This is a genomic window from Bacteroides sp. NSJ-39 (assembly GCF_014287315.1).
Taxonomy (GTDB): domain Bacteria; phylum Bacteroidota; class Bacteroidia; order Bacteroidales; family Bacteroidaceae; genus Bacteroides; species Bacteroides finegoldii.
In genome coordinates this window covers 221,572-241,849 of record NZ_JACOOB010000002.1, presented here as the reverse complement: position 1 = coordinate 241,849, position 20,278 = coordinate 221,572, and the positions used below count along the sequence as shown (strand labels likewise).

14 protein-coding genes and 1 pseudogene are annotated in these 20,278 nt (G+C 43.7%); 5 read left to right on the top strand and 10 right to left on the bottom strand.

Features of this window, described 5'->3' with window-relative positions:
• Positions 1-99 precede the first annotated feature (99 nt).
• The 6 genes and pseudogenes from H8S63_RS03825 to folP form a co-directional block, all read right to left on the bottom strand.
• Positions 100-2,043 carry a glycoside hydrolase family 97 protein gene (locus tag H8S63_RS03825; RefSeq protein WP_186925769.1) on the bottom strand — a complete coding sequence of 648 codons (1,944 nt, stop codon included), beginning with the start codon at positions 2,041-2,043 and terminating at the stop codon, positions 100-102.
• 42 nt (positions 2,044-2,085) lie between these two features.
• Positions 2,086-4,537, bottom strand: a pseudogene (locus H8S63_RS03820) (alpha-L-arabinofuranosidase C-terminal domain-containing protein).
• A 39-nt stretch (positions 4,538-4,576) separates the two neighbouring features.
• Positions 4,577-5,548, bottom strand: a complete 972-nt coding sequence (locus H8S63_RS03815) for a glycoside hydrolase family 43 protein (RefSeq protein ID WP_186925768.1) — start codon at positions 5,546-5,548, stop codon at positions 4,577-4,579.
• 10 nt (positions 5,549-5,558) lie between these two features.
• Entirely contained in the window at positions 5,559-7,898 is a 2,340-nt protein-coding gene (locus H8S63_RS03810) for a beta-galactosidase (protein WP_186925767.1), read from the bottom strand.
• Positions 7,899-8,035: 137 nt separating this feature from the next.
• Positions 8,036-8,800, bottom strand: a complete 765-nt coding sequence (gene cdaA, locus H8S63_RS03805; protein ID WP_007755507.1) for a diadenylate cyclase CdaA — start codon at positions 8,798-8,800, stop codon at positions 8,036-8,038.
• Positions 8,790-9,653, bottom strand: a complete 864-nt coding sequence (gene folP / locus H8S63_RS03800; protein ID WP_143867487.1) for a dihydropteroate synthase — start codon at positions 9,651-9,653, stop codon at positions 8,790-8,792. Before folP ends, cdaA begins: the two co-directional genes overlap by 11 nt.
• A gap of 92 nt (positions 9,654-9,745) precedes the next feature.
• Between folP and murF the strand changes: the two genes are divergently transcribed.
• On the top strand, positions 9,746-11,044 hold the full coding sequence (gene murF / locus H8S63_RS03795; RefSeq protein ID WP_186925766.1) for a UDP-N-acetylmuramoyl-tripeptide--D-alanyl-D-alanine ligase: 1,299 nt from the start codon (positions 9,746-9,748) through the stop codon (positions 11,042-11,044).
• A gap of 6 nt (positions 11,045-11,050) precedes the next feature.
• On the opposite strand, the gene H8S63_RS03790 is transcribed toward murF, so the two are convergent.
• Complete coding sequence (locus H8S63_RS03790; RefSeq protein WP_007755519.1) at positions 11,051-11,443, bottom strand: membrane protein; 393 nt, start codon at positions 11,441-11,443, stop codon at positions 11,051-11,053.
• A gap of 103 nt (positions 11,444-11,546) precedes the next feature.
• Here H8S63_RS03790 and H8S63_RS03785 point away from each other — a divergent pair, with 103 nt between their 5' ends.
• Positions 11,547-12,917 carry a sodium-dependent transporter gene (locus H8S63_RS03785; protein WP_007755522.1) on the top strand — a complete coding sequence of 457 codons (1,371 nt, stop codon included), beginning with the start codon at positions 11,547-11,549 and terminating at the stop codon, positions 12,915-12,917.
• Positions 12,917-13,831 (top strand): helix-hairpin-helix domain-containing protein, encoded by a 915-nt coding sequence (locus H8S63_RS03780; protein WP_186925765.1) that lies wholly within the window; start codon positions 12,917-12,919, stop codon positions 13,829-13,831. The genes H8S63_RS03785 and H8S63_RS03780 overlap by 1 nt, the downstream gene beginning before the upstream one ends.
• Positions 13,832-14,014: 183 nt before the next feature.
• Here H8S63_RS03780 and H8S63_RS03775 read toward each other — a convergent pair whose 3' ends face one another.
• The 3 genes from H8S63_RS03775 to H8S63_RS03765 are packed head-to-tail and all read right to left on the bottom strand — an operon-like array spanning position 14,015 to position 17,531.
• A complete protein-coding gene (locus H8S63_RS03775) occupies positions 14,015-14,671 on the bottom strand; it encodes an ABC transporter ATP-binding protein (RefSeq protein WP_186925764.1) in 657 nt (218 codons plus the stop codon).
• Between the two features lie 8 nt (positions 14,672-14,679).
• Positions 14,680-15,414, bottom strand: a complete 735-nt coding sequence (locus tag H8S63_RS03770) for a ThiF family adenylyltransferase (protein WP_022276542.1) — start codon at positions 15,412-15,414, stop codon at positions 14,680-14,682.
• Positions 15,396-17,531 carry a cation:proton antiporter gene (locus H8S63_RS03765; RefSeq protein WP_007755538.1) on the bottom strand — a complete coding sequence of 712 codons (2,136 nt, stop codon included), beginning with the start codon at positions 17,529-17,531 and terminating at the stop codon, positions 15,396-15,398. Before H8S63_RS03765 ends, H8S63_RS03770 begins: the two co-directional genes overlap by 19 nt.
• Before the next feature lie 200 nt (positions 17,532-17,731).
• On the opposite strand from H8S63_RS03765, the gene H8S63_RS03760 reads away from it, so the two are divergent.
• Both H8S63_RS03760 and H8S63_RS03755 read left to right on the top strand, forming a co-directional pair.
• Positions 17,732-18,739 (top strand): aspartate-semialdehyde dehydrogenase, encoded by a 1,008-nt coding sequence (locus H8S63_RS03760; RefSeq protein ID WP_143867472.1) that lies wholly within the window; start codon positions 17,732-17,734, stop codon positions 18,737-18,739.
• A gap of 160 nt (positions 18,740-18,899) precedes the next feature.
• Positions 18,900-20,165, top strand: a complete 1,266-nt coding sequence (locus tag H8S63_RS03755) for a lamin tail domain-containing protein (protein WP_186925763.1) — start codon at positions 18,900-18,902, stop codon at positions 20,163-20,165.
• Positions 20,166-20,278: the final 113 nt, after the last annotated feature.

Here is a 20,278-nt window from a genome sequence, read left to right as displayed (position 1 = left end):
ATTATTGTAGCACTTTTTATGCTACACAAATTACGCTATAAATATTGATTCTACCAAACTTTTGTCGGAGAATCATTTCCCTTATGATCCCGTAACGATTCAATTCACCAATACAACACCTCCCTGTGGAAGGATTTCCAGCTGCACTTTACCATTCTCTTTTACTTTCAACGGTACAAGTTGAGGTTCTCCTTTTTTATCATCCTTATACAGAGAGACGGTTTTTCCGGCAAACATTTCCAAATCCAATTTCAGCTTTAGTGTTTCTTTTCCGGCATTCACAGCCGCCAGATACCAGGTGTCACCGTGACGACGTGCCAAGACTACATATTTTCCCGGATACCCGTCAATGAAACGTGTCTCATCCCATGTGGTAGGAACCGCTTTCATATAGTCCATACAAACAGGAGAAACATCTTTCAAGTTGTTAGGGGCAAGCGCAAAGTTCTGTACCGGATTCTGGAACAGTACCGTAGTGGCTAATTGAAATATATCAGTAGTACGGCGGATAGTTCCTCCGTCATTGTTGCGGTTCAGCCGTTTGTTCAGAAAACAACCGCCGAATTCCATGCAACCTACCGTATTGCGGATAAACGGATGCAGGCAAGTATTGAAAGCTTCCTCATCACAAAAGTGCTGGTTGAAAACCATATTCTCGGATGCGAGCACAGCCTCGCTACCTACATAGTTGGGGTACATACGTTCCCATCCGCGAGGGATGGTACAGCCGTGGAAGATTACCATCAAACCATGATCGTCAGCATCACTCAAGATATCTTCATACAGACGCATCGTCTCTTGTTTGTCTCCACCAAAGAAATCAACTTTGATTCCTTTCACTCCAAGACTCTGCAACCATTTCATTTCACGTTTGCGGATAATGGCATTGTCCATGTGATTCACTGGTCCCTGCTCAATATCATTCCAATAGCCGGAAGAGCTATACCACAAGAAGATTTCCACTCCTTTGCTCCGCGCATATTCCACTAGAGATTTCATGCGGTCACGACCGATTCTTGTATCCCACCAATTGTCAATCAATACATATTCATAACCCATTGCGGAAGCAAAATCTATATAGCGGACCTGATCGTTGTAGTTGATACTGTCATCCTGCCAGAGAATCCAACTCCATGTGCCGCGTCCGAAACGATAATCATGCTTCGTTTCATAAAGAGGATGTACCACATCCCAAGTGACAGTCGTTTCCACAATCGGTTTCAAGGTCTCGCCAACAGTTATGGTACGCCAAGGAGTGGCACCGGGAAGGGCAAACGCTGGAGCAGAAGTTCCGTTACCATTATTTTCTTCCGCCATCGGGAAAGCTATTGTATATAAATTACCTTCAGTCACGTCACTCAAATGTGAACCGCAATAACGGCTATCTACTCCCGTCTCACTGATCAATACCCAACCATTAGTTCCGATACGGAACAGGCAAGGGAATGTGTAGCCATGTCCGTATTGCGAACGCTCACTCATAGGCGCATCCGCTTTATATTCTTCCTCGTAACTGGGTTTTGTTCGTTTCCAACCTATCATGGCATCGCTTTGCGGACATAAGAAGGTAGTAGTCTGCTGTGGTAAACGGAAACCGGTTTCTTCGGCAGTCACCGTCACACTTCCTTTTCCATTCTGGCGAGGCAAACTATATCGAAACGCTACGTCATTGTTGCCAATACGGAAGGTCACATTCATTTTCTGTCCTTTGGGATTTTCAAAATTACAAATCAACTCGTTCGCCCGATAGTGTATTTGTAATGTCTTGATACGGTTCTGACCATAAATGGTATCAATCGGAGTAACGGAATGTCCTGTCAGTTTCATCCCCTTTGTAAAGTCACCAATATTGGTGGTCATTCCCAGAGGAGATTTCTCCAGCATTGTCTTCCCATTATAAACAATAGAATAAACAGGATTCGCCTCCGAAGAAGCAAATACCGCTAATTGTAATTTCCCATCCGGTCCGTCCATCACTATATCTTGCGCCATCAGAGAGGTCAGGCAGAAACTTGCCAATACTGTTCCTATCAGTTTCTTCATAATCATTACTATGGTATTAGAGATATGTCAGTTTACTTTCCATTAATTCGCCTTCTGTATCCGGATCACCGTAAAAGAATAGGCGGGCAGATTGCAATCAAACTTCTCTGCAATTTGTATTCTGTCTTCAACAGGTAACGGAGTATCCGTCGGCTTACCGGTCAATACGGTTCTCTTCGCAGAAGGTTGTACCGCACCGATTCCGGAGAGATCCACATTCGTATTTACCTCCACCGGAAGCAGATTCACCAGTTTCACAATCACGTCCCCGCTTACCGAATCACGAACAATGGAAGAAGCAAAACGCTTCCTCACCTTATCGTCTTTATTGTCTAAAACAATTTTGGACGGCAAATATTCGTTTCCGGCATTCTGTCCGTAAAGCTTCTGAACATAATAACCGGTAGTAGGCTTCACTTCCCGATTATTGAAGTAAATCAAATCCGGATTCCATTGGGTATGTCTTTCTTTGGCGAGAAGAGGAGCATAGGAAGTCATGTGTACTACATCCCCATTCCGTTCCAAAGAGGTCAGATAAAGAGCTTCCGTCAAAGCTGTTTCAATATTTGCTTTCCGTCCCGGTATGTGAGTGGCATATTCTCCGAGGTATACTTTTGTTTTCTTGCTACGGTCATACTTGTCGTAGAAGTCCTGATTATGCAGAAACCATCCCGGAGACTGATAATAATGTTCGTCCACCATCGGAACACCTAGTTTGTCCGCCAGCTTCCATCCTTCCACATAATCCGTGCCCTCATTGAACGGTCCTACCGTACCTACAACTATCATTTCCGGATATTTTTCTTTGATGGCATTGAATATCATCGTGAAGCGTTCTTTGAAGATAAAGGTCCTCGTTGCCGATGCCGATATATTTCAGATTGAAAGGTTTCGGATGGCCTGCTTCAGCGCGCACCTTTCCCCACTTTGTCTTCTTCGCATCACCGTTTGCCCATTCTATCAGATCAAGAATATCCTGAATGTAAGCTCCCATTTCGCTCATCGGAATGCCGCCTTGCTGCCCTCCTCCCAAGTTGCCGTGACAGGCAGAATTCTGGCAAGGGACACCGGCAGCCAATACAGGAAGCGGTTCCGCACCAATATCTTCGCAGAACTGGAAATACTCAAAGTATCCCAATCCCATACTCTGATGATATCCCCAAAGGTTACGTTGCGCCTTTCTTGCTTCCAACGGGCCTACCGTATTTTTCCACTGATAAATATTCTTCAAACCATCGCCATGAGCCACACAACCACCCGGGAAACGGATGAAACGGGGATGAATATCCGCTATCGTCTGAGCCAAGTCCTGGCGGAGACCGTTCTTACGTCCTTTGAAGGTATCTTGTGGAAACAGGGAAACCATATCCAGATTCAGTTCTCCTGCCGATTGAGGGATAATCTCAAGGTGCGTATCCGCAGCCACTTTTGCAGTAATCACCGCTTTATATGTTTTCCATTGGCGGGAAGACACAGACAGAGAAGCTTCTCCACATACCTTCCCTTCTCCATCTACCAAACGAATCTTCAATTTATTGGATTTACCTTGCGGCACACGGGCAAACATGGAAAAATCATACTTTTCACCAATATTCAACGCGATACCGTCAAATCCGGCATTGACTAAAGCCGCACCCGGTTGCTCCACATTCAACACAGCATAATGCGAATTATTGGGATGGATAGGATCTGCTGTATCAATAGTAAAGCTCACTTTTTCTCCTTTCAGTGCCCACGAGTGAGTACTGTTCCAATTCTTATCCCCTTCCCTGTCTGAAGGATCATATTCAAAATCACGATTCTGAATCAGTTCCGCATAAAGACCGCCATCTGCCGAATAGTTAATATCCTCAAAGAAAGCCCCCAACAATAGTTCACTGATCTCTTTTGCACGTTCCGGCTGCACAGTGACCGTTGCCTGCACAGGTTTCAAGCCGACAAAACGTTCACCATCCTGCACCGGACGTTCTCCATATAATGAATTCCGATATTGATTCCAGTCATAGTGCTTGCTCAGCCCCTCTACCAACTCCCAAGCTACCCGGTTGATACTTCCTTTCTGCTCTTCTCCCGCAACCACCGCTTTTACTCTCATTCCTTCAAAATCCGAAGTGGTACGGGGATATTTCTGGCTGGTCCAATAAATCAAGTCTTTAGAGGTAGCTTGTCCATATCCGTCACGGTCATTCAGTTTCCATGTACAAATCCATTCGCCTTCGGACGATTGCTTCAAACAAGGGTCAAGCATTTTCTTCTGCGATCCCCAACGGCTATAATCACAACGGAGATAGCCGTAATTACGACCGACCTCAAACCAATTCTCTTTATCCATACTCCACGCAAAACGTAGTCCGCTACGTCCGTCATCAACGGAAGTGGCAAAGGAAAAGAGATAAACAGAATCGGGGGTACTTGCCACTTCTCTGATTGCAGCCAAAGTGACTTGCTGAAACGTCACAAACAGAAGAGCTAAAAACAGGAATAATTTTCTCATGGTATATACATTTCATTAAGATTATCAACCTACCGAAGCTTAAAGACCTTCCGGCTTACCATACGCTTTGAACAAGCGTTTCAGCTCTTTTCCGGTAATGGGTATCACAGTACCGTGACGCGGATGGAAGTCCATACTCACAGCATGGTCTATTACTTTAAAGTTTTCGAGGTCGGTACTTTCCGTAAACTGGTATTTACCTTTCATATATACATCGTACATCAGGATATATTTGTCCGTCCCTATCAAAGGGAAAATGCCCGAACCTTCTACGGCTTCTTTGGTCTGTTGCTTATAATCATCCGATTCCTTCCACTGTCCGGAAGTCAAAGAAGGAGTGGTCGCCTTTTTGATTCCATTTCCATTGCCTTCCGTTTTATAGAACAGATGGTAAAGTCCGTTTTTATAAATAATATCCCCGTCGATACATGACTTTCCGTTTGCCGGTAGAAACAGAGGTTTCGGTTCACCTTCTATATCCGTAAAATCCTTGTTGGCATACGCATAATAAATGATATCCGCACCGTTGCCATGTTTCATTGACCAATATATCATATATTTCCCGGCTTCTTTATCATAAACCGTCTGCGGTGCCCATACCCGTTTCAGATTCTCTTGATTGGGATACTTCTTTTGGATGTTTACAACATTAGAAGTCCAGTGAACCAAGTCCTTCGATTTCAACAACACCATGGCACGGTTAGAATCCCATCCGTTTCCACATACCATATCGGTAACGACCATATAGAAAGTCTTTCCATCTTCAGAACGAAGGATGTGAGGATCACGTACTCCACCTGTTGAACTAATCACACGGGAATCAAGTACCGGTTGATTCCCGTTCAAGGCTTTATAATTGTATCCGTCAAGGCTGACAGCCATCCGGACGGCTTCTTCACTCATGCGATTGCCTGTAAAATAAACAAACAGATAAGCGGATTGCTGGCAGTAGCCGGTCAGCACTCCTATGAAAAAGAGTGCCAAGAGGGTGATATATTTCTTCATATTCATTTGATATTCTCTAATAGTTGAAATCCACAGGTCTTACATATACACGATATTCACGAATCATACCCGGATAGTTCTTTTCGGCACGGGGCAGATAGCGGAAACCGGTTACCGTTTCCACTTTACTCAAGTCGATCACTAAATGATGAGGATAGGCAACATTGTCTACTGTCATCCAGAAAGTCGACTCCTGCAGGTCGAATATCTTGTCGGCCGTACGGTTACCGCTACGTGTTTCCTCACTGTCGGCATAACGGATCCTCCAGTGCTCGCGGGACACAGGTTTACCGTCGGCTCCCAATACATCAAACTCCGCCACCGCTGCGATATTATCATTCGCTTGCGGAGAAAGTGCTTCCAGACAGAAATAGCGTCCTTTCACCGGAGTATCAAATCGTACTTCCTGCCAGCCGTTACCTGGAGTGAAAGCTCCTTCGCATACTGCTTTCTCACCTGTAAGTTTCAGCTTCTCGCCATCCTTACGGTGTGTTTCGGGTGCTTTTTCACGAAGCACATCGAGAATTGGCTTCTTCAAACCCTTGATAGAAGCTTTGGCAGGACCTTTCAAATCAAGGACGAGAATCTCATTCTCTCCTTTTTTCAGCCAGCAACCCGGCATAAAGAGTGTTTGTTGCGGACCGATTTCCCAAAAACGTCCCATCGCATGACCGTTCACCCAAACCATACCTTTTCCCCATGTACTCATATCCAGGAAAGTATCTCCTACTTTGTCCAGTTTAAAAGTACCTTTATAATAGGCTGGCATAGTTGGCAACTGTTTGGTTTCATTATATTTCTTATCTTTAATAAAGGAATAATCTACCAGGAAGTTATACACTGTCCAGTTTTTTAATTCCTTTGTCTTATTTCCTGAAATAAGTTCCACCTTTTCTGTGATTCCTTTGCGGTCGTGAATGGATTTGTCAAAGTTGACACGCCCCATCGCTTCTATGAGAATATCCAGTTGCGTACCTTTCTTTAATATAGGCAGCGTTGTTGTGAACTCTCCCTTACGACGATCCAGACGCGCCAACAGCTTACCATCGGCATAAACCTGCGCCCAGTCATGTACCTCCGTAATCTTGAGGACCGTACCGACAGCAACAGCCTCCGGCAAGGTCGTACGATACAGAATCGTTCCCCATCCCTGATTAAACTGTTCCATCGGTTGGATATCCGTTGAATGTTTCGCTTCCGGCAAATTAGAGAAGAGCGGAGCCACTTTCGTAAAATGGAATTCAGGAATCTCTATTACGGGCAGAGCGGCAGGAACTTCCGGCAATGCAGCACCTGCAGGAAGATAGTTCTTCAATAAATCACGAAGCAAGAAATACTTCTCGGTAGTCCATCCCGCCTCACTGATAGGAGCATCATAATCGTATGAGCTGCACATGGCGGAATAAGCCGGGTTGTTCGCACCTCCCCAATGTCCGAAAGTCGTTCCTCCGTGAGTCATATACAGACTGAAAGAGATGTTCCGGTCGAGCATATCCTTAATGCCCTGCACCATATCTTTCGCAGGACGTGTCTCATGTTTCCGTCCCCAATGGTCGAACCATCCGCTCCAAAATTCACTACACATCAACGGAGTTTCGGGGCGAAGCTCTTTCAATTTCTTAAATTGCTGGTCGATATTGGCTCCCGTACCGAAATTCACAGTCCAGATCAAATCGTCGAGTGCATTATTCGTGAAGTTACTGCTCCAGTCACATTGGAACAAAGGCACATCGGTAAAGCCAGACTCACGCACTAAATCACGGACGGCAGATACATATGGTTTGTTGATTCCATAAGAACCATATTCATTCTCTACCTGAACCATTATGATATTTCCACCTTTATTTACCTGCAACGGAGCCAGCTGCTTGCCCACTTCTTTCATAAAGATACCGACCCGTTCCATATAATAAGGATCGAGTGTACGCAAAGCTATATCCTTCTTCTTCAGCAACCACCAGGGAAGCCCTCCCATCTCCCATTCCGCACAGACATACGGACCGGGACGGACAATGACATACATACCATGTTTCTGTGCCGCACGACAGAAAGCAGCAATGTCATTCTGCCCGGTAAAGTCAAATTTACCTTCTTCCTGTTCATGGATATTCCAGAAAATATAAATACAAATCGTATTCATTCCCAACGCTTTGCACATCTCTATACGGTGTTCCCAATAAGCTTGCGGGATACGGGTATAATGCAACTCGGCAGCCTTCACTACAAATGGTTTTCCGTCCAGCAGAAAAGTGTTCTTGCCTGCCTCAAACTTACGGGCAGTAGTTTGTGCCTGTGCACTACTAACGAAAAAAGTAACTGTAAAAAGTACCAGTAAAGCAATTAATCTGTTTTTCATGGTTTATTCAAAAATAGAATTTTAATAGTATACGGCAAAGGTAGGCGATTCACCTAAAAGAAAAGGCATAATTATCATTCAAAAAGGGGTGGAAATAAAGCAAAAATAGCCTACTAGCAGCCTACTAGCAATCAAATTCAATTTTCTTTCGTCAACAGACTTTCCAGTTCCTCCGCATTCAAGCGAAGATAGAACTGTCCGCGATAAGCTACGGAGATAGCTCCGGTCTCTTCGGAAACAATGATAGCATGGGCATCCGATTGCTGGGAGATTCCCATAGCCGCACGGTGACGCAAACCAAGTTCTTTCGGAATATTCAAATCATGGGAAACCGGCAGAATACATCCCGCCGCTTCAATACGCTTTTTACTGATAACCATCGCCCCGTCATGCAATGGACTATTCTTGAAGAAGATATTTTCAATCAGCCGTTGGTTGATTGCCGCATCAATCACCTCCCCTGTACGGACTATCTCATCTAAAGGAGTATTATGCTCAATCACAATCAATGCGCCGACTTTTTGTTTGCCCATACTCAGACAAGCCATTACAACAGGCATAATATCATCATGCTTCAACGATTCCTTCTTCGAGCCGTTAAACAACCGTGACAATGCACTGACATGGCGATGAGAGCCTAAAGTCAACAAGAAGCGACGTATCTCATCCTGAAAAAGAACAATCAAAGCTATCACACCGACACTCATCAACGTGTCAAAGATAGAGCCAAGCAGTTTCATCTCCAACACCTGGGTCACCACCAGCCAAATCAAGATAAAAACAAGAATACCGGTAAAAACCTTAATGGAACCGGAAGCTTTCATCAGTTTGTACGTGTAATACAACAGAAATGCGACCAGCAGGACATCTATAAAATCTTTTATTCCAATATCAAAAAACATGGCTCTCCTTTTTTATTTTTTCAACGATCCGAACTGTTTCCACAGCTTCACGCACATCATGTACACGCAAAATATGCGCTCCTTTCATTAACGCCACAGTATCCAATATGGTTGTCCCGTTCAATGAGTCTTGCGGAGTTCCTCCTAACAGTTTATAAATCATAGATTTGCGGGAAACTCCCACTAGTACCGGAAGTTCAAAGATGTGGAACTCCTCCAGATGTGCCATCAGTTCATAATTATGCTCCAGTGTCTTACCGAACCCGAATCCCGGATCGAGGATGATATCCTTCACTCCCAAATCACGAAGTTGCTGCACTTTACGGGCAAAATACAAGAAAACTTCCTTTATCAGATTCTCATAATGAGGTTCTTTCTGCATACTTTGCGGAGTTCCCTGCATATGCATCATAATATAAGGTACTCCCAATTCGGCTACTGTTGCAAACATCCTGTCATCCATCTCACCGGCTGCTATATCATTGATAATAGCAACTCCGTATTCCTTCACACAGCGTTCTGCCACCTCCGCCCGAAATGTATCTACGGAAATGATAGCCTCCGGATGATTCCGGTTCAGGATTTCCAACCCGGTACGAAGTCGGCGCATCTCTTCTTCGGCAGAGATATGTTCGGCATTCGGACGCGAAGAATAAGCGCCTATATCAATAATAGAAGCGCCCTCATCCAGAATCTGCCGGGCACGGGCGGCTATTTCTTCTTCAGTCTGCATCCGGCTACCGGAATAAAAAGAATCGGGAGTTACATTCAGAATCCCCATTACTTGCGGAGTAGCGAGGTCAAGCAACCGCCCTTTTACATTTATATAAATAGGAGACATTGGCTTTATCATTGATCGTATTCCTTTTAGATTGTTGCAAATGTAGAGAAATAATCCGAAAGAATAACCTATCTTTGCAGCGTTTTTAAATAAAAGATCAGGTTATGAAACTTTCTGCTCTTTACCAGATTTTCCTGGAATGCCAATCAGTAACTACTGATAGCCGGAACTGCCCGGACGGTTCTTTGTTTATCGCCTTGAAAGGTGAGTCGTTCAACGGTAATGCATTTGCCAAGTTTGCATTGGACTCCGGATGCGCGTATGCAATTATTGATGAAGGCGAATATGCCGTAGAAGGCGACCAACGCTATATACTTGTGGACAATTGTCTGCAAACAATGCAGCAACTTGCCAACTACCATCGTCGCCAACTCGGTACCAAAGTAATCGGTATCACCGGAACAAACGGAAAAACGACTACAAAGGAATTGATATCTACCGTACTTAGCCAGGCACATAACGTACTCTATACGCTAGGAAATCTGAACAATCATATCGGTGTGCCGACTACTCTGCTCCGTCTAAAACCGGAGCACGACCTCGCTGTGATTGAGATGGGAGCCAATCATCCGGGAGAAATCAAGTTTCTCTGCGAAATAGCAGAACCTGATTACGGCATCATAACGAATGTGGGCAAAGCCCATCTGGAAGGCTTCGGCTCGTTTGAAGGAGTCATCAAAACCAAAGGAGAGCTATACGATTTCCTTCGCAAGAAAAAAAATTCTACCATCTTCATCCACCACGATAATCCCTATCTGATGAATATGTCCGAAGAGCTAGACCGGATTTATTACGGAACCCAAGATGGCCTGTATATCAATGGACGTATCACCGATAATTCACCTTATCTGGCTTTCGAATGGAAAGCGGGAAACGGGAACGAAATCCACCGGATACAGACACAGCTAATCGGAGAATATAATTTCCCCAATGCTTTAGCCGCCATAACTATCGGACATTTTTTCGGAGTAGAAATGCAAAAGATCGATGAGGCCCTAGCCGGATATACTCCACAAAACAACCGTTCGCAGCTCAAACAGACAACAGACAATACGTTGATTATCGATGCATACAATGCCAATCCGACTAGTATGATGGCTGCCCTGCAGAACTTCCGCAATATGACAGTTCCCCACAAAATGCTACTACTGGGAGATATGCGCGAACTAGGTGCTGAAAGCAACATCGAACACCAGAAAATTGTGAATTACATTAAAGATAGTAACTTCGAGCAAGTATGGCTCGTTGGAGAACAGTTTGCAGCAACACAGCATAACTTCAAGACCTACGCAAACGTACAGGAAGTTATCAAGGAACTGGAAACCCAAAAGCCCAAAGGCTATACGATTCTCATCAAAGGTTCCAACGGAATCAAACTAAATTCAACGGTAGAACATTTGTAAAATTCTTCATTTCCTATTTTTCATTCTCGGCCTTACCCCATAATAGGCTACCAGGCTAGCTAGAATAGCTCCTGTACTATTGGCTGCAAAGTCCAGCCAGTCTCCTCCACGATAGGTGGTACAGTATTCTTGCATCAGCTCCACTGAGCCACTAAAGAGGACGGGACAGAGAAATGCACCTAACCACGCGTGCCACATCGGAGTATTATCCCTACGATGTGCACGCAAGAACTCCAGCCATAACATCCCCGACATACCGAAATACATACAAATATGCACTAATTTGTCCAAGTTAGGTATTTCATTCAAATCCGTCTTAGGCGGTTTAAAGAATGACAGGTAAATCACTGTCAGGATAATAAAAAGCGAGATAGGATATTTCTTAATATAAGATAGCATATCTAAATAAAATTACAGTTTCAGCACAAATATAAGTATCATTTTCTATATTTGCACTTTAATACGTATATTTTATAACGATTTGTAAGATAAAACAAGATTTATGACAAAAAATGATAGAGCGAACTTCGGTAGTAAATTAGGCGTTATACTTGCCTCTGCAGGCTCGGCAGTAGGGCTGGGGAATATATGGAGATTCCCTTACGAGACAGGAAATCATGGGGGAGCCGCCTTTATATTGATCTACTTAGGCTGTGTCTTGCTTTTGGGGCTTCCCATTATGATTGCCGAATTCCTGATAGGCCGTCGTTCAAGAGCCAACACAGCAGGAGCTTATCAGAAATTAGCACCCGGTACACATTGGCGTTGGGTAGGCCGTATGGGTGTATTGGCAGGTTTTCTGATCCTCAGTTATTATTCGGTAGTAGCCGGATGGACACTTGAATATATATTTGAAGCAGCTTCAAATGGTTTTGCGGGAAAAACTCCCGAAGAGTTCATCACTTCTTTCCAACAGTTTTCCAGCAATCCCTGGCGACCAGTGGTCTGGCTGGTTTCCTTCTTGCTAATTACCCACTTCATCATTGTAAAAGGGGTGGAAAAAGGGATTGAAAAGTCTTCCAAGATAATGATGCCCACACTTTTCATCATTATTCTTATATTGGTAGGTTGCTCTGTTTCACTGCCGGGCGCCGGTGCCGGTATCGAGTTTCTTTTGAAACCGGACTTCAGCAAAGTGGACGGCAATGTATTTCTGAGTGCTATGGGACAAGCCTTCTTTTCCCTTAGTCTGGGAATGGGTTGCCTTTGTACATACGCTTCCTACTTCAGTAAAGAGACAAACCTGACTAAAACGGCTTTCAGCGTGGGTATTATCGATACCTTCGTGGCAATACTAGCCGGATTTATCATTTTCCCGGCCGCCTTTTCCGTCGGAATCCAACCGGGATCCGGTCCCAGCCTTATTTTCATTACGCTACCGAACGTATTCCAACAAGCATTTAGCGGGGTACCTATATTGGCATATATATTCTCTGTAATGTTCTACGCATTGCTGGCAATGGCAGCGTTGACTTCCACTATTTCCCTACACGAAGTGGTGACAGCCTATCTGCATGAAGAATTCAAATTCTCCCGTGGGAAAGCGGCAAAACTTGTGACCGGCGGATGCATATTCTTCGGAGTATTCTGTTCATTATCATTGGGAGTAACAAAAGAATTCACTGTTTTTGGCTTGGGGATGTTCGACCTATTCGACTTTGTAACAGCCAAACTCATGCTTCCCCTCGGCGGACTGTGCATTTCTCTTTTTACCGGATGGTATCTCGACAAGAAAGTGGTATGGTCGGAAATTACCAACAACGGCACACTTAGAATTCCCGTATATCGGCTGATTGTCTTTATATTAAAATATATCGCACCAATCGCTATTACATTAATATTCATCAATGAGCTAGGATTCATCAAACTATAATGTGGAAAGACTTTTTTTATTTCACTAAAACCGAACGACAAGGCATTATCGTCCTTGTCGTTCTTATTTTAGGAGTACTCTTACTCCCCAATCTCTTCCCTCTTTTCAATCGTCCGAAAGAGGTAGACACCTTGAAACAAGAGATATTTCAGAAAGAATATAATGAGTTCATCGCTTCTCTCGAAGAAGTGGAGTCTCACAAAAAGTCGAAGAATCCGACTTCCCGACCATCCGTAAGGAAAGAAATCACTCCTTTCGCATTCGATCCGAACACTGCTGATTCCATGACTTTCCTCTCTCTCGGTCTACCGGCATGGATGGCAAAGAATATTCTGAACTATCGAAGAAGACAGGGGATATTCCGACATCCGGAGGATTTCCGGAAAATATATGGGCTGAAGGAAGAACAATATCAGACTCTTCTTCCCTACATCCGGATTGCAGAAAAGATCCGCTCCAAAGATACAGTACGACTGCTCACCATACAAAACGTACGAAAAGACACGGTATTCAAGTATCAGCCCGGTACTGTTATCAGCCTCAACCAAGCAGACACAACCGAACTTAAAAAGATTCCGGGAATCGGGAGTAGTATCGCCCGGATGATTGTAAATTATCGTAAGAAGCTGGGAGCTTTTTATAGAATAGAACAATTGCAAGAGATTCATCTAAAGGTCGAAAAGCTTCGTCCATGGTTCTCAATCGACCCCGATGAGATACGCCGTATCAATTTGAACAAAGCAAGCGTGGAACGAATGATGCATCATCCGTATATCAATTATTATCAAGCAAGAGTGATTGTAGAGTACCGGAAAAAGAAAGGAAGATTAAAGAGTTTGAAACAGTTATCACTCTATGAAGAATTCACTTCTGCCGACCTTGAACGGATAGAACCCTATATCTGTTATGATTAATTAAAAGAAAGATGCATTCCTATCACACCAGACAAGAATGCATCACACACAAACAAAACAAACACTCTACTATCATCTTCACAGACTTCTGTAGAGAAGCGACTGTAAATATATAACTAAAAGATAGAATCCTTGCAAGACTCCACCTTTTTGGTATACATTTTTAGAAGTTAGGTTCCTTTATTAATCTTTTTTAATCATACCATCTACCATATGAACCGTTCGGTCAGTGATTTTAGCAAGTCCCTCATCATGGGTAACAATCACGAAAGTCTGCCCCAACCGATCTCGTAAATCAAAGAACAGACGGTGTAAATCTTCTTTATTTTGAGTATCCAGACTTCCGGAAGGCTCGTCCGCCAGAATTACGGCAGGATCGTTGATTAAGGCTCTCGCCACAGCCACCCGTTGTTTCTCTCCTCCCGACAATTCATTCGGTTTATGGGAGGCACGGTCTGCCAGCCCCATAAAATCCAGAATCTTCATGGCACGATCGTTTGCCTCCTTTGAGGATACCCCTGCAATGAATGCAGGAATCATCACATTCTCTAATGCCGTAAACTCCGGAAGAAGTTGGTGGAACTGGAAAACAAAACCAATATTCTTGTTACGGAATGCAGACAACTCTTTCTCCTTCATCCGGCTGACCACAGTTCCGTCGATTTGTACCAGACCGGTATCCGGTTCATCCAAAGTACCCATAATTTGCAGCAGCGTTGTCTTACCCGCTCCACTAGGACCTACAATGCTGACAACCTCACTCTTATTGATTTCAAGATCAATGCCTTTCAGTACTTGTAATGAACCGAAGTTCTTCGTTATTCCTTCTAATTTTATCATAATAGCTTTTATAATCTTTTAATGACATATTCCGCCAGATAACATCCAAACACAGCAGGCATATAACTGACCGTTCCGCAAGTCGATTTCTTGTTCTGTTCGTCATCTGTGAGCAACACCGCCTTTGCATCAGCCTGTTCGGTACTGAACACAACCGGGAGTGTACGTTTCATCCCCATTTTCTGTAACCGTTTCCGCACCGCTTTGCTCAATCCGCAATGATAAGTATCCCAAAGATCGGCAAACCGTACCTGCGTAATGTCACTTTTTGCCCCTGCTCCCATACTGGAAACAATCCTAATCCGCCGTTTCATCGCTTCATAAATCAAGAAACACTTCGGACTGATGGTATCGATAGCGTCCACTATGAAATCATATTTACCGGCATCCAATAGCTCCGGTATATTTTCATCTTTCAGATAAACAGGTAAAACGGTCAGGTCGATATCGGGGTTTATATCTTTATACCGGGTAGCCAGCACTTCCGCCTTCGACATCCCCAAAGTGGAATGCAATGCAGGTAACTGACGGTTCAGGTTAGTCGGCTGCACCGTATCGGCATCTACAATCGTCATTCGTCCGACTCCTGCACGACAAATCATTTCTGCCGCATAAGCTCCCACTCCACCTAACCCCACGACCAATACGTGAGAGTTCCGGATACGATTCATCTTCTCTTCTCCCAAAAGAAGTTCCGTTCTTTGTTGCCAGTCGTCTCTTTCCATCAGCTTTTCTTGAACCATTTATAGAACCATTTACCGACCTTCTCATAATGCTGAGACTCATTATGCCCGCGAGGATCGGAGAAAGACACGATCTCTTGCGGTTCACCGAATTGATCGGGATATAAAATAATCAAACTATTATTTGCAAAATATTTGCCCAACTGTGACGGCAAACGATCAAAAGAAGGATCATAAGAGATAGATCCCCGACGGGCGGAAATAACAACCAACAGATGGTCATAGTTAACCTGTCCCGTTAATAGCAAAAGATCATCCCACTCATCTAATGTAGAAAACTCGGTCGGAGTACCTACATATTTCTTTTTCACAAGTTGCTGAAGCCTCATCAATGTCCGTTCATTCGAGAAGAAATGTACACGACATCCTAGAATGCTTCCCATACGGCAGAAATGCTCCACCCACTTTGCAAAGCCGGTCTCATATTCCGCCTTTGGAGGAACGGCAATATTAATCCGGCGTAAGGTATTCACCGGCATCAGGAATTTTGCGATCATCACCTCGCGATGCGTACCTTTCAGCAGACTTTCCGCCAAATGCCCGAAAAAAGAATCCACGATATTAGCTTTCCGGTGCAAACCGATCACCACATCCGTAGCCTCATACTCTTTTATCGTATGGATAATTCCCGAAGCAATATTCAGATCATAACGACTGACCATAGTGACAGGAACGTCGGCAGCCGCAGCAATCATCGCAGCTTTTTCCAGATTACGTTTTCCCTGTAATTCTTTCTTTTCCGAGCTATTATTATCATTGATTACATTCAATGCTATCAACCCATTTTTCTGTTTGGCATCCTTTATGACCAATGCCAGATTGATGAGGTCTTCAATCGTATCCGGGTTGGCGACCGGAATCAATATCTGTTCATTATTATTTTTCACCCCTTCTTTTTCCGACTGCACATTTTCGTCTAAAGCAAAACGGCGGGCAGAACGCTCCGTCACCAAAGAACTGATGACACAAGTAAAGAGAATCATCACTACGGTACCGTTCAGCACATCATCATTCAGCAAACGTTCTCCATTCTCCATAATGATTTCGTGTCCGATCAATACTGCCGCCAATGTGGCTGCTGCCTGTGCATTACTCAGACCGAATATCATACTCCGTTCATTCGGCTGCATCCGATAAATCTTCTGCGTAGCCCATGCTGCCAGCCACTTGCTGAAAGTAGCTACCACTGTCATTACAATTGCCACCTTCAATGCTTCCCCACCGGTGAACAGACTTCTTACATCAATAATCATTCCGACACCAATCAGGAAATAAGGTATAAACAACGCATTTCCTACAAACTCCAAACGGTTCATCAACGGAGAAACGTGAGGAATCAGCCGATTTAAGACCAATCCGGCAAGAAAGGCTCCCAAGATACCCTCCATTCCGACAAATTCCATTAATCCACCACCCAGAAAGACCATTGCCAACACAAACACAAACTGCATCACGCTATCGTCATACTTTCGGAAGAACCAGCGACCGATACGGGGGAAGAAGAAAACAATCAAAAATCCGAGAAAAGCGACTTTAGCAACCAGGAACGCCCAAAACCAACCATCCACAGTTCCCTTAAACATTCCACCTACAACAGCTAGAATAATCAAAGCAAGGGTAACGGTAACAGCAGTACCGCCAATAGTTATATTGACACTGCGCAGACGTGACAATCCGTAACGACTGATAATAGGATAAGCAATCAACGTATGGGAAGCGTACATACTTGCCAACAGTACGGCAGTGAGAAAACCATAGCCCAACAGACTCATACTGCTCCATATACCCAACCCCATAGGAATCAGAAAGGTGAGCCAGCCAAACACAAAGCTTTTCGTCCGGTTCTTCTTAAAATCCTCCATATCCATCTCAAGACCGGCGAGAAACATGATATAATAAAGCCCGACTTTACCGAACAGTTCGAAACTGCTATCACGGTCGAGCACATGAAAGCCATGCTCTCCAATCAGTACCCCCGCCAGAATCATGCCTATAATATGAGGTATATGAAGCCGTCCGAGAATCATCGGAGCAAAAAGAATAATAATCAGTACCAAAAAAAACACCCAAGTCGGATCAGAAATTGGCAACGTTAAATTGAGATCAAACAGGTTCATAGACTGTGGTTTTAGGAATTCAACTACAAAGGAACAAAAAAGTTCGCATACCTCCAATTCATAAGTAGATAGATTCAAATAATATTTTTTCGACAAAAATGCGGTTTATATGGCAAATTGTTATAATTTTGCAGTCTAATCTTTCCTATTAGACAGTATAGAAAGGGAAATACAGTATTCACATTTAACAAAAGAAAAAGATGAAAGTAGCTATTGTTGGCGTAAGCGGAGCCGTGGGACAGGAATTCCTGCGCGTGCTCGATGAGAGAAACTTCCCGTTGGACGAGTTAGTTTTGTTCGGTTCTAAACGTAGTGCCGGAACAACTTATACTTTCCGCGGTAAACAGATCGAGGTGAAACTCTTACAACACAACGATGACTTTAAAGGGGTAGACATTGCTTTCACTTCTGCCGGTGCAGGAACATCCAAAGAGTTCGAAAAGACCATCACTAAATACGGTGCTGTGATGATCGACAACTCCAGCGCTTTCCGTATGGATGCGGATGTACCTTTGGTAGTGCCTGAGGTAAATGCCGAAGACGCATTGGAGCGTCCACGCGGTGTCATTGCCAACCCCAACTGTACAACAATCCAAATGGTTGTCGCACTGAAAGCCATCGAACAGCTTTCTCATATAAAAACCGTGCACGTATCTACCTATCAGGCAGCCAGCGGTGCCGGTGCTGCCGCTATGGACGAATTGTACGAGCAATATCGCCAAGTATTGGCAAATGAACCTGTTACAGTAGAAAAGTTTGCATATCAATTGGCTTTCAACCTCATACCGCAGATCGACGTGTTCACAGAAAACGGTTATACGAAAGAAGAGATGAAGATGTATAACGAAACACGTAAAATCATGCATTCAGATATTAAAGTCAGCGCGACTTGCGTACGTGTTCCTGCACTACGTGCTCACTCTGAAAGTATCTGGGTAGAAACCGAACGCCCTATTTCTATCGAAGAAGCCCGCGAAGCATTCGCTAAGGGAGACGGACTGGTGCTTCAGGATAATCCTGCGGAAAAAGAGTACCCGATGCCGTTATTCCTGGCTGGGAAAGATCCGGTTTATGTGGGACGCATCCGCAAAGACCTGACGAATGAAAACGGATTGACTTTCTGGATTGTAGGTGACCAAATCAAGAAAGGTGCAGCACTGAACGCAGTGCAGATCGCAGAATATCTGATTAAAGTAAAGAATGTCTAAATCATAAAGATTTAAGAAAGAAAAGTCCGGTTTCGCCCTTGAAACCGGACTTTTTATATACCTTTGCATTCACAAAATAGAATTTAAGCCGCAATTGCCTCTGCGTTATACACAAACAAATACGGTTCAAACATTAATTATCATCTAAGAATTAAACCGTATGAGAATTTACAAAGTGTTTACACTTTTAGGTCTGTTCATTTCTATATTCTACAATTGTTCACTTCCTGCCGATGATGAAGAAGATTCAGAAGGAGAAGATACGGCTACTTCCGAACTTTCTTGGGAAGGAGAAACAGATAAATTCACTATCAATTCTAAAGAAGGAGTCCATCTGAATGATCCGGCAGAAGATAGTGGAACAGCCTATGTCACCATACCGTCCACGTCAGTAAAGAATACCCGCTGGGAGTTTGGAGTTCACCTTACATTCAATCCATCCGCCAATAATTATGCACGTTTTTATCTGACCTCTTCTTCCAACACCCTCTCCGGTAGCCTAAACGGGTATTTTATACAAATAGGAGGAGCAAAAGACAATGTGACACTTTATCGTCAGAATGGAGACCAGCCCAAGCTGCTGGCTTCGGGTCGGGAAGTGATGAAGGGTAATAACTCCCCCCAATTATACATAAAAGTAGAATGCGATAATAATGGGTATTGGACTTTTTGGACACGATTGGAATCCGAAGACGGATATACATTGGAAAAGCAAGTGAAAGATACCGGCATACAGAGTTCCGTTTGTTCGGGAATTTATTGTGTCTACACCAAAACCCGCTGTAAAGCCTTCACATTCCATCATGTACGATTATCCAACGGTGTAGAGACAACGACCGACCCCGACAATACTCCCGACAAACCGGATTCCGAAAAGCCGGATATTACCGAACTACCGGAAGATGTCAGAGGTATGCTCCTCTTTAATGAGATAATGTATGATAATGCCACAGACGGCACCGAATACATAGAGCTCTATAATCCGACTGAACAGACTATTGTGTTGCCACAGCTTTTTCTATATAAGATGCATGAAGACGGCAAAGTGTACAGTACCACTACGTTACAAAATGAATCTCCATCCCAACCCCTGATCATTGCATCCAGAGGATATCTTTGCTTTTCTAAATATCTCGACAAGATTATTCAAAAACACAATGTCAATAGAGAGAACCTAATAGAAATATCCAAATTCCCGGCACTTGATAATGAAGGAGGCTATCTCGCACTGTCCAGCACCCCCAAAACTGGGAAAGGACATACATTTGACACTTGTCGTTTCTGGGACGGAATGCACGATACCGACAAATCCAAAACTATCGGCATTTCACTCGAAAAGAAATCCCCGGAACTGCCTTCACTCAACAAGAATTGGCGTTCCTCTAAACATACGACCGGCGGAACTCCTGGAATAAAAAATATGTAAGAGTATATATATCTATGATAAATTCCCTACATTTGTAGCAAAGTAAACAAGTTTATGATAAATATATAAGAAACATCTTACACAACTCATACTACAAAACAAAAAGTAAAATA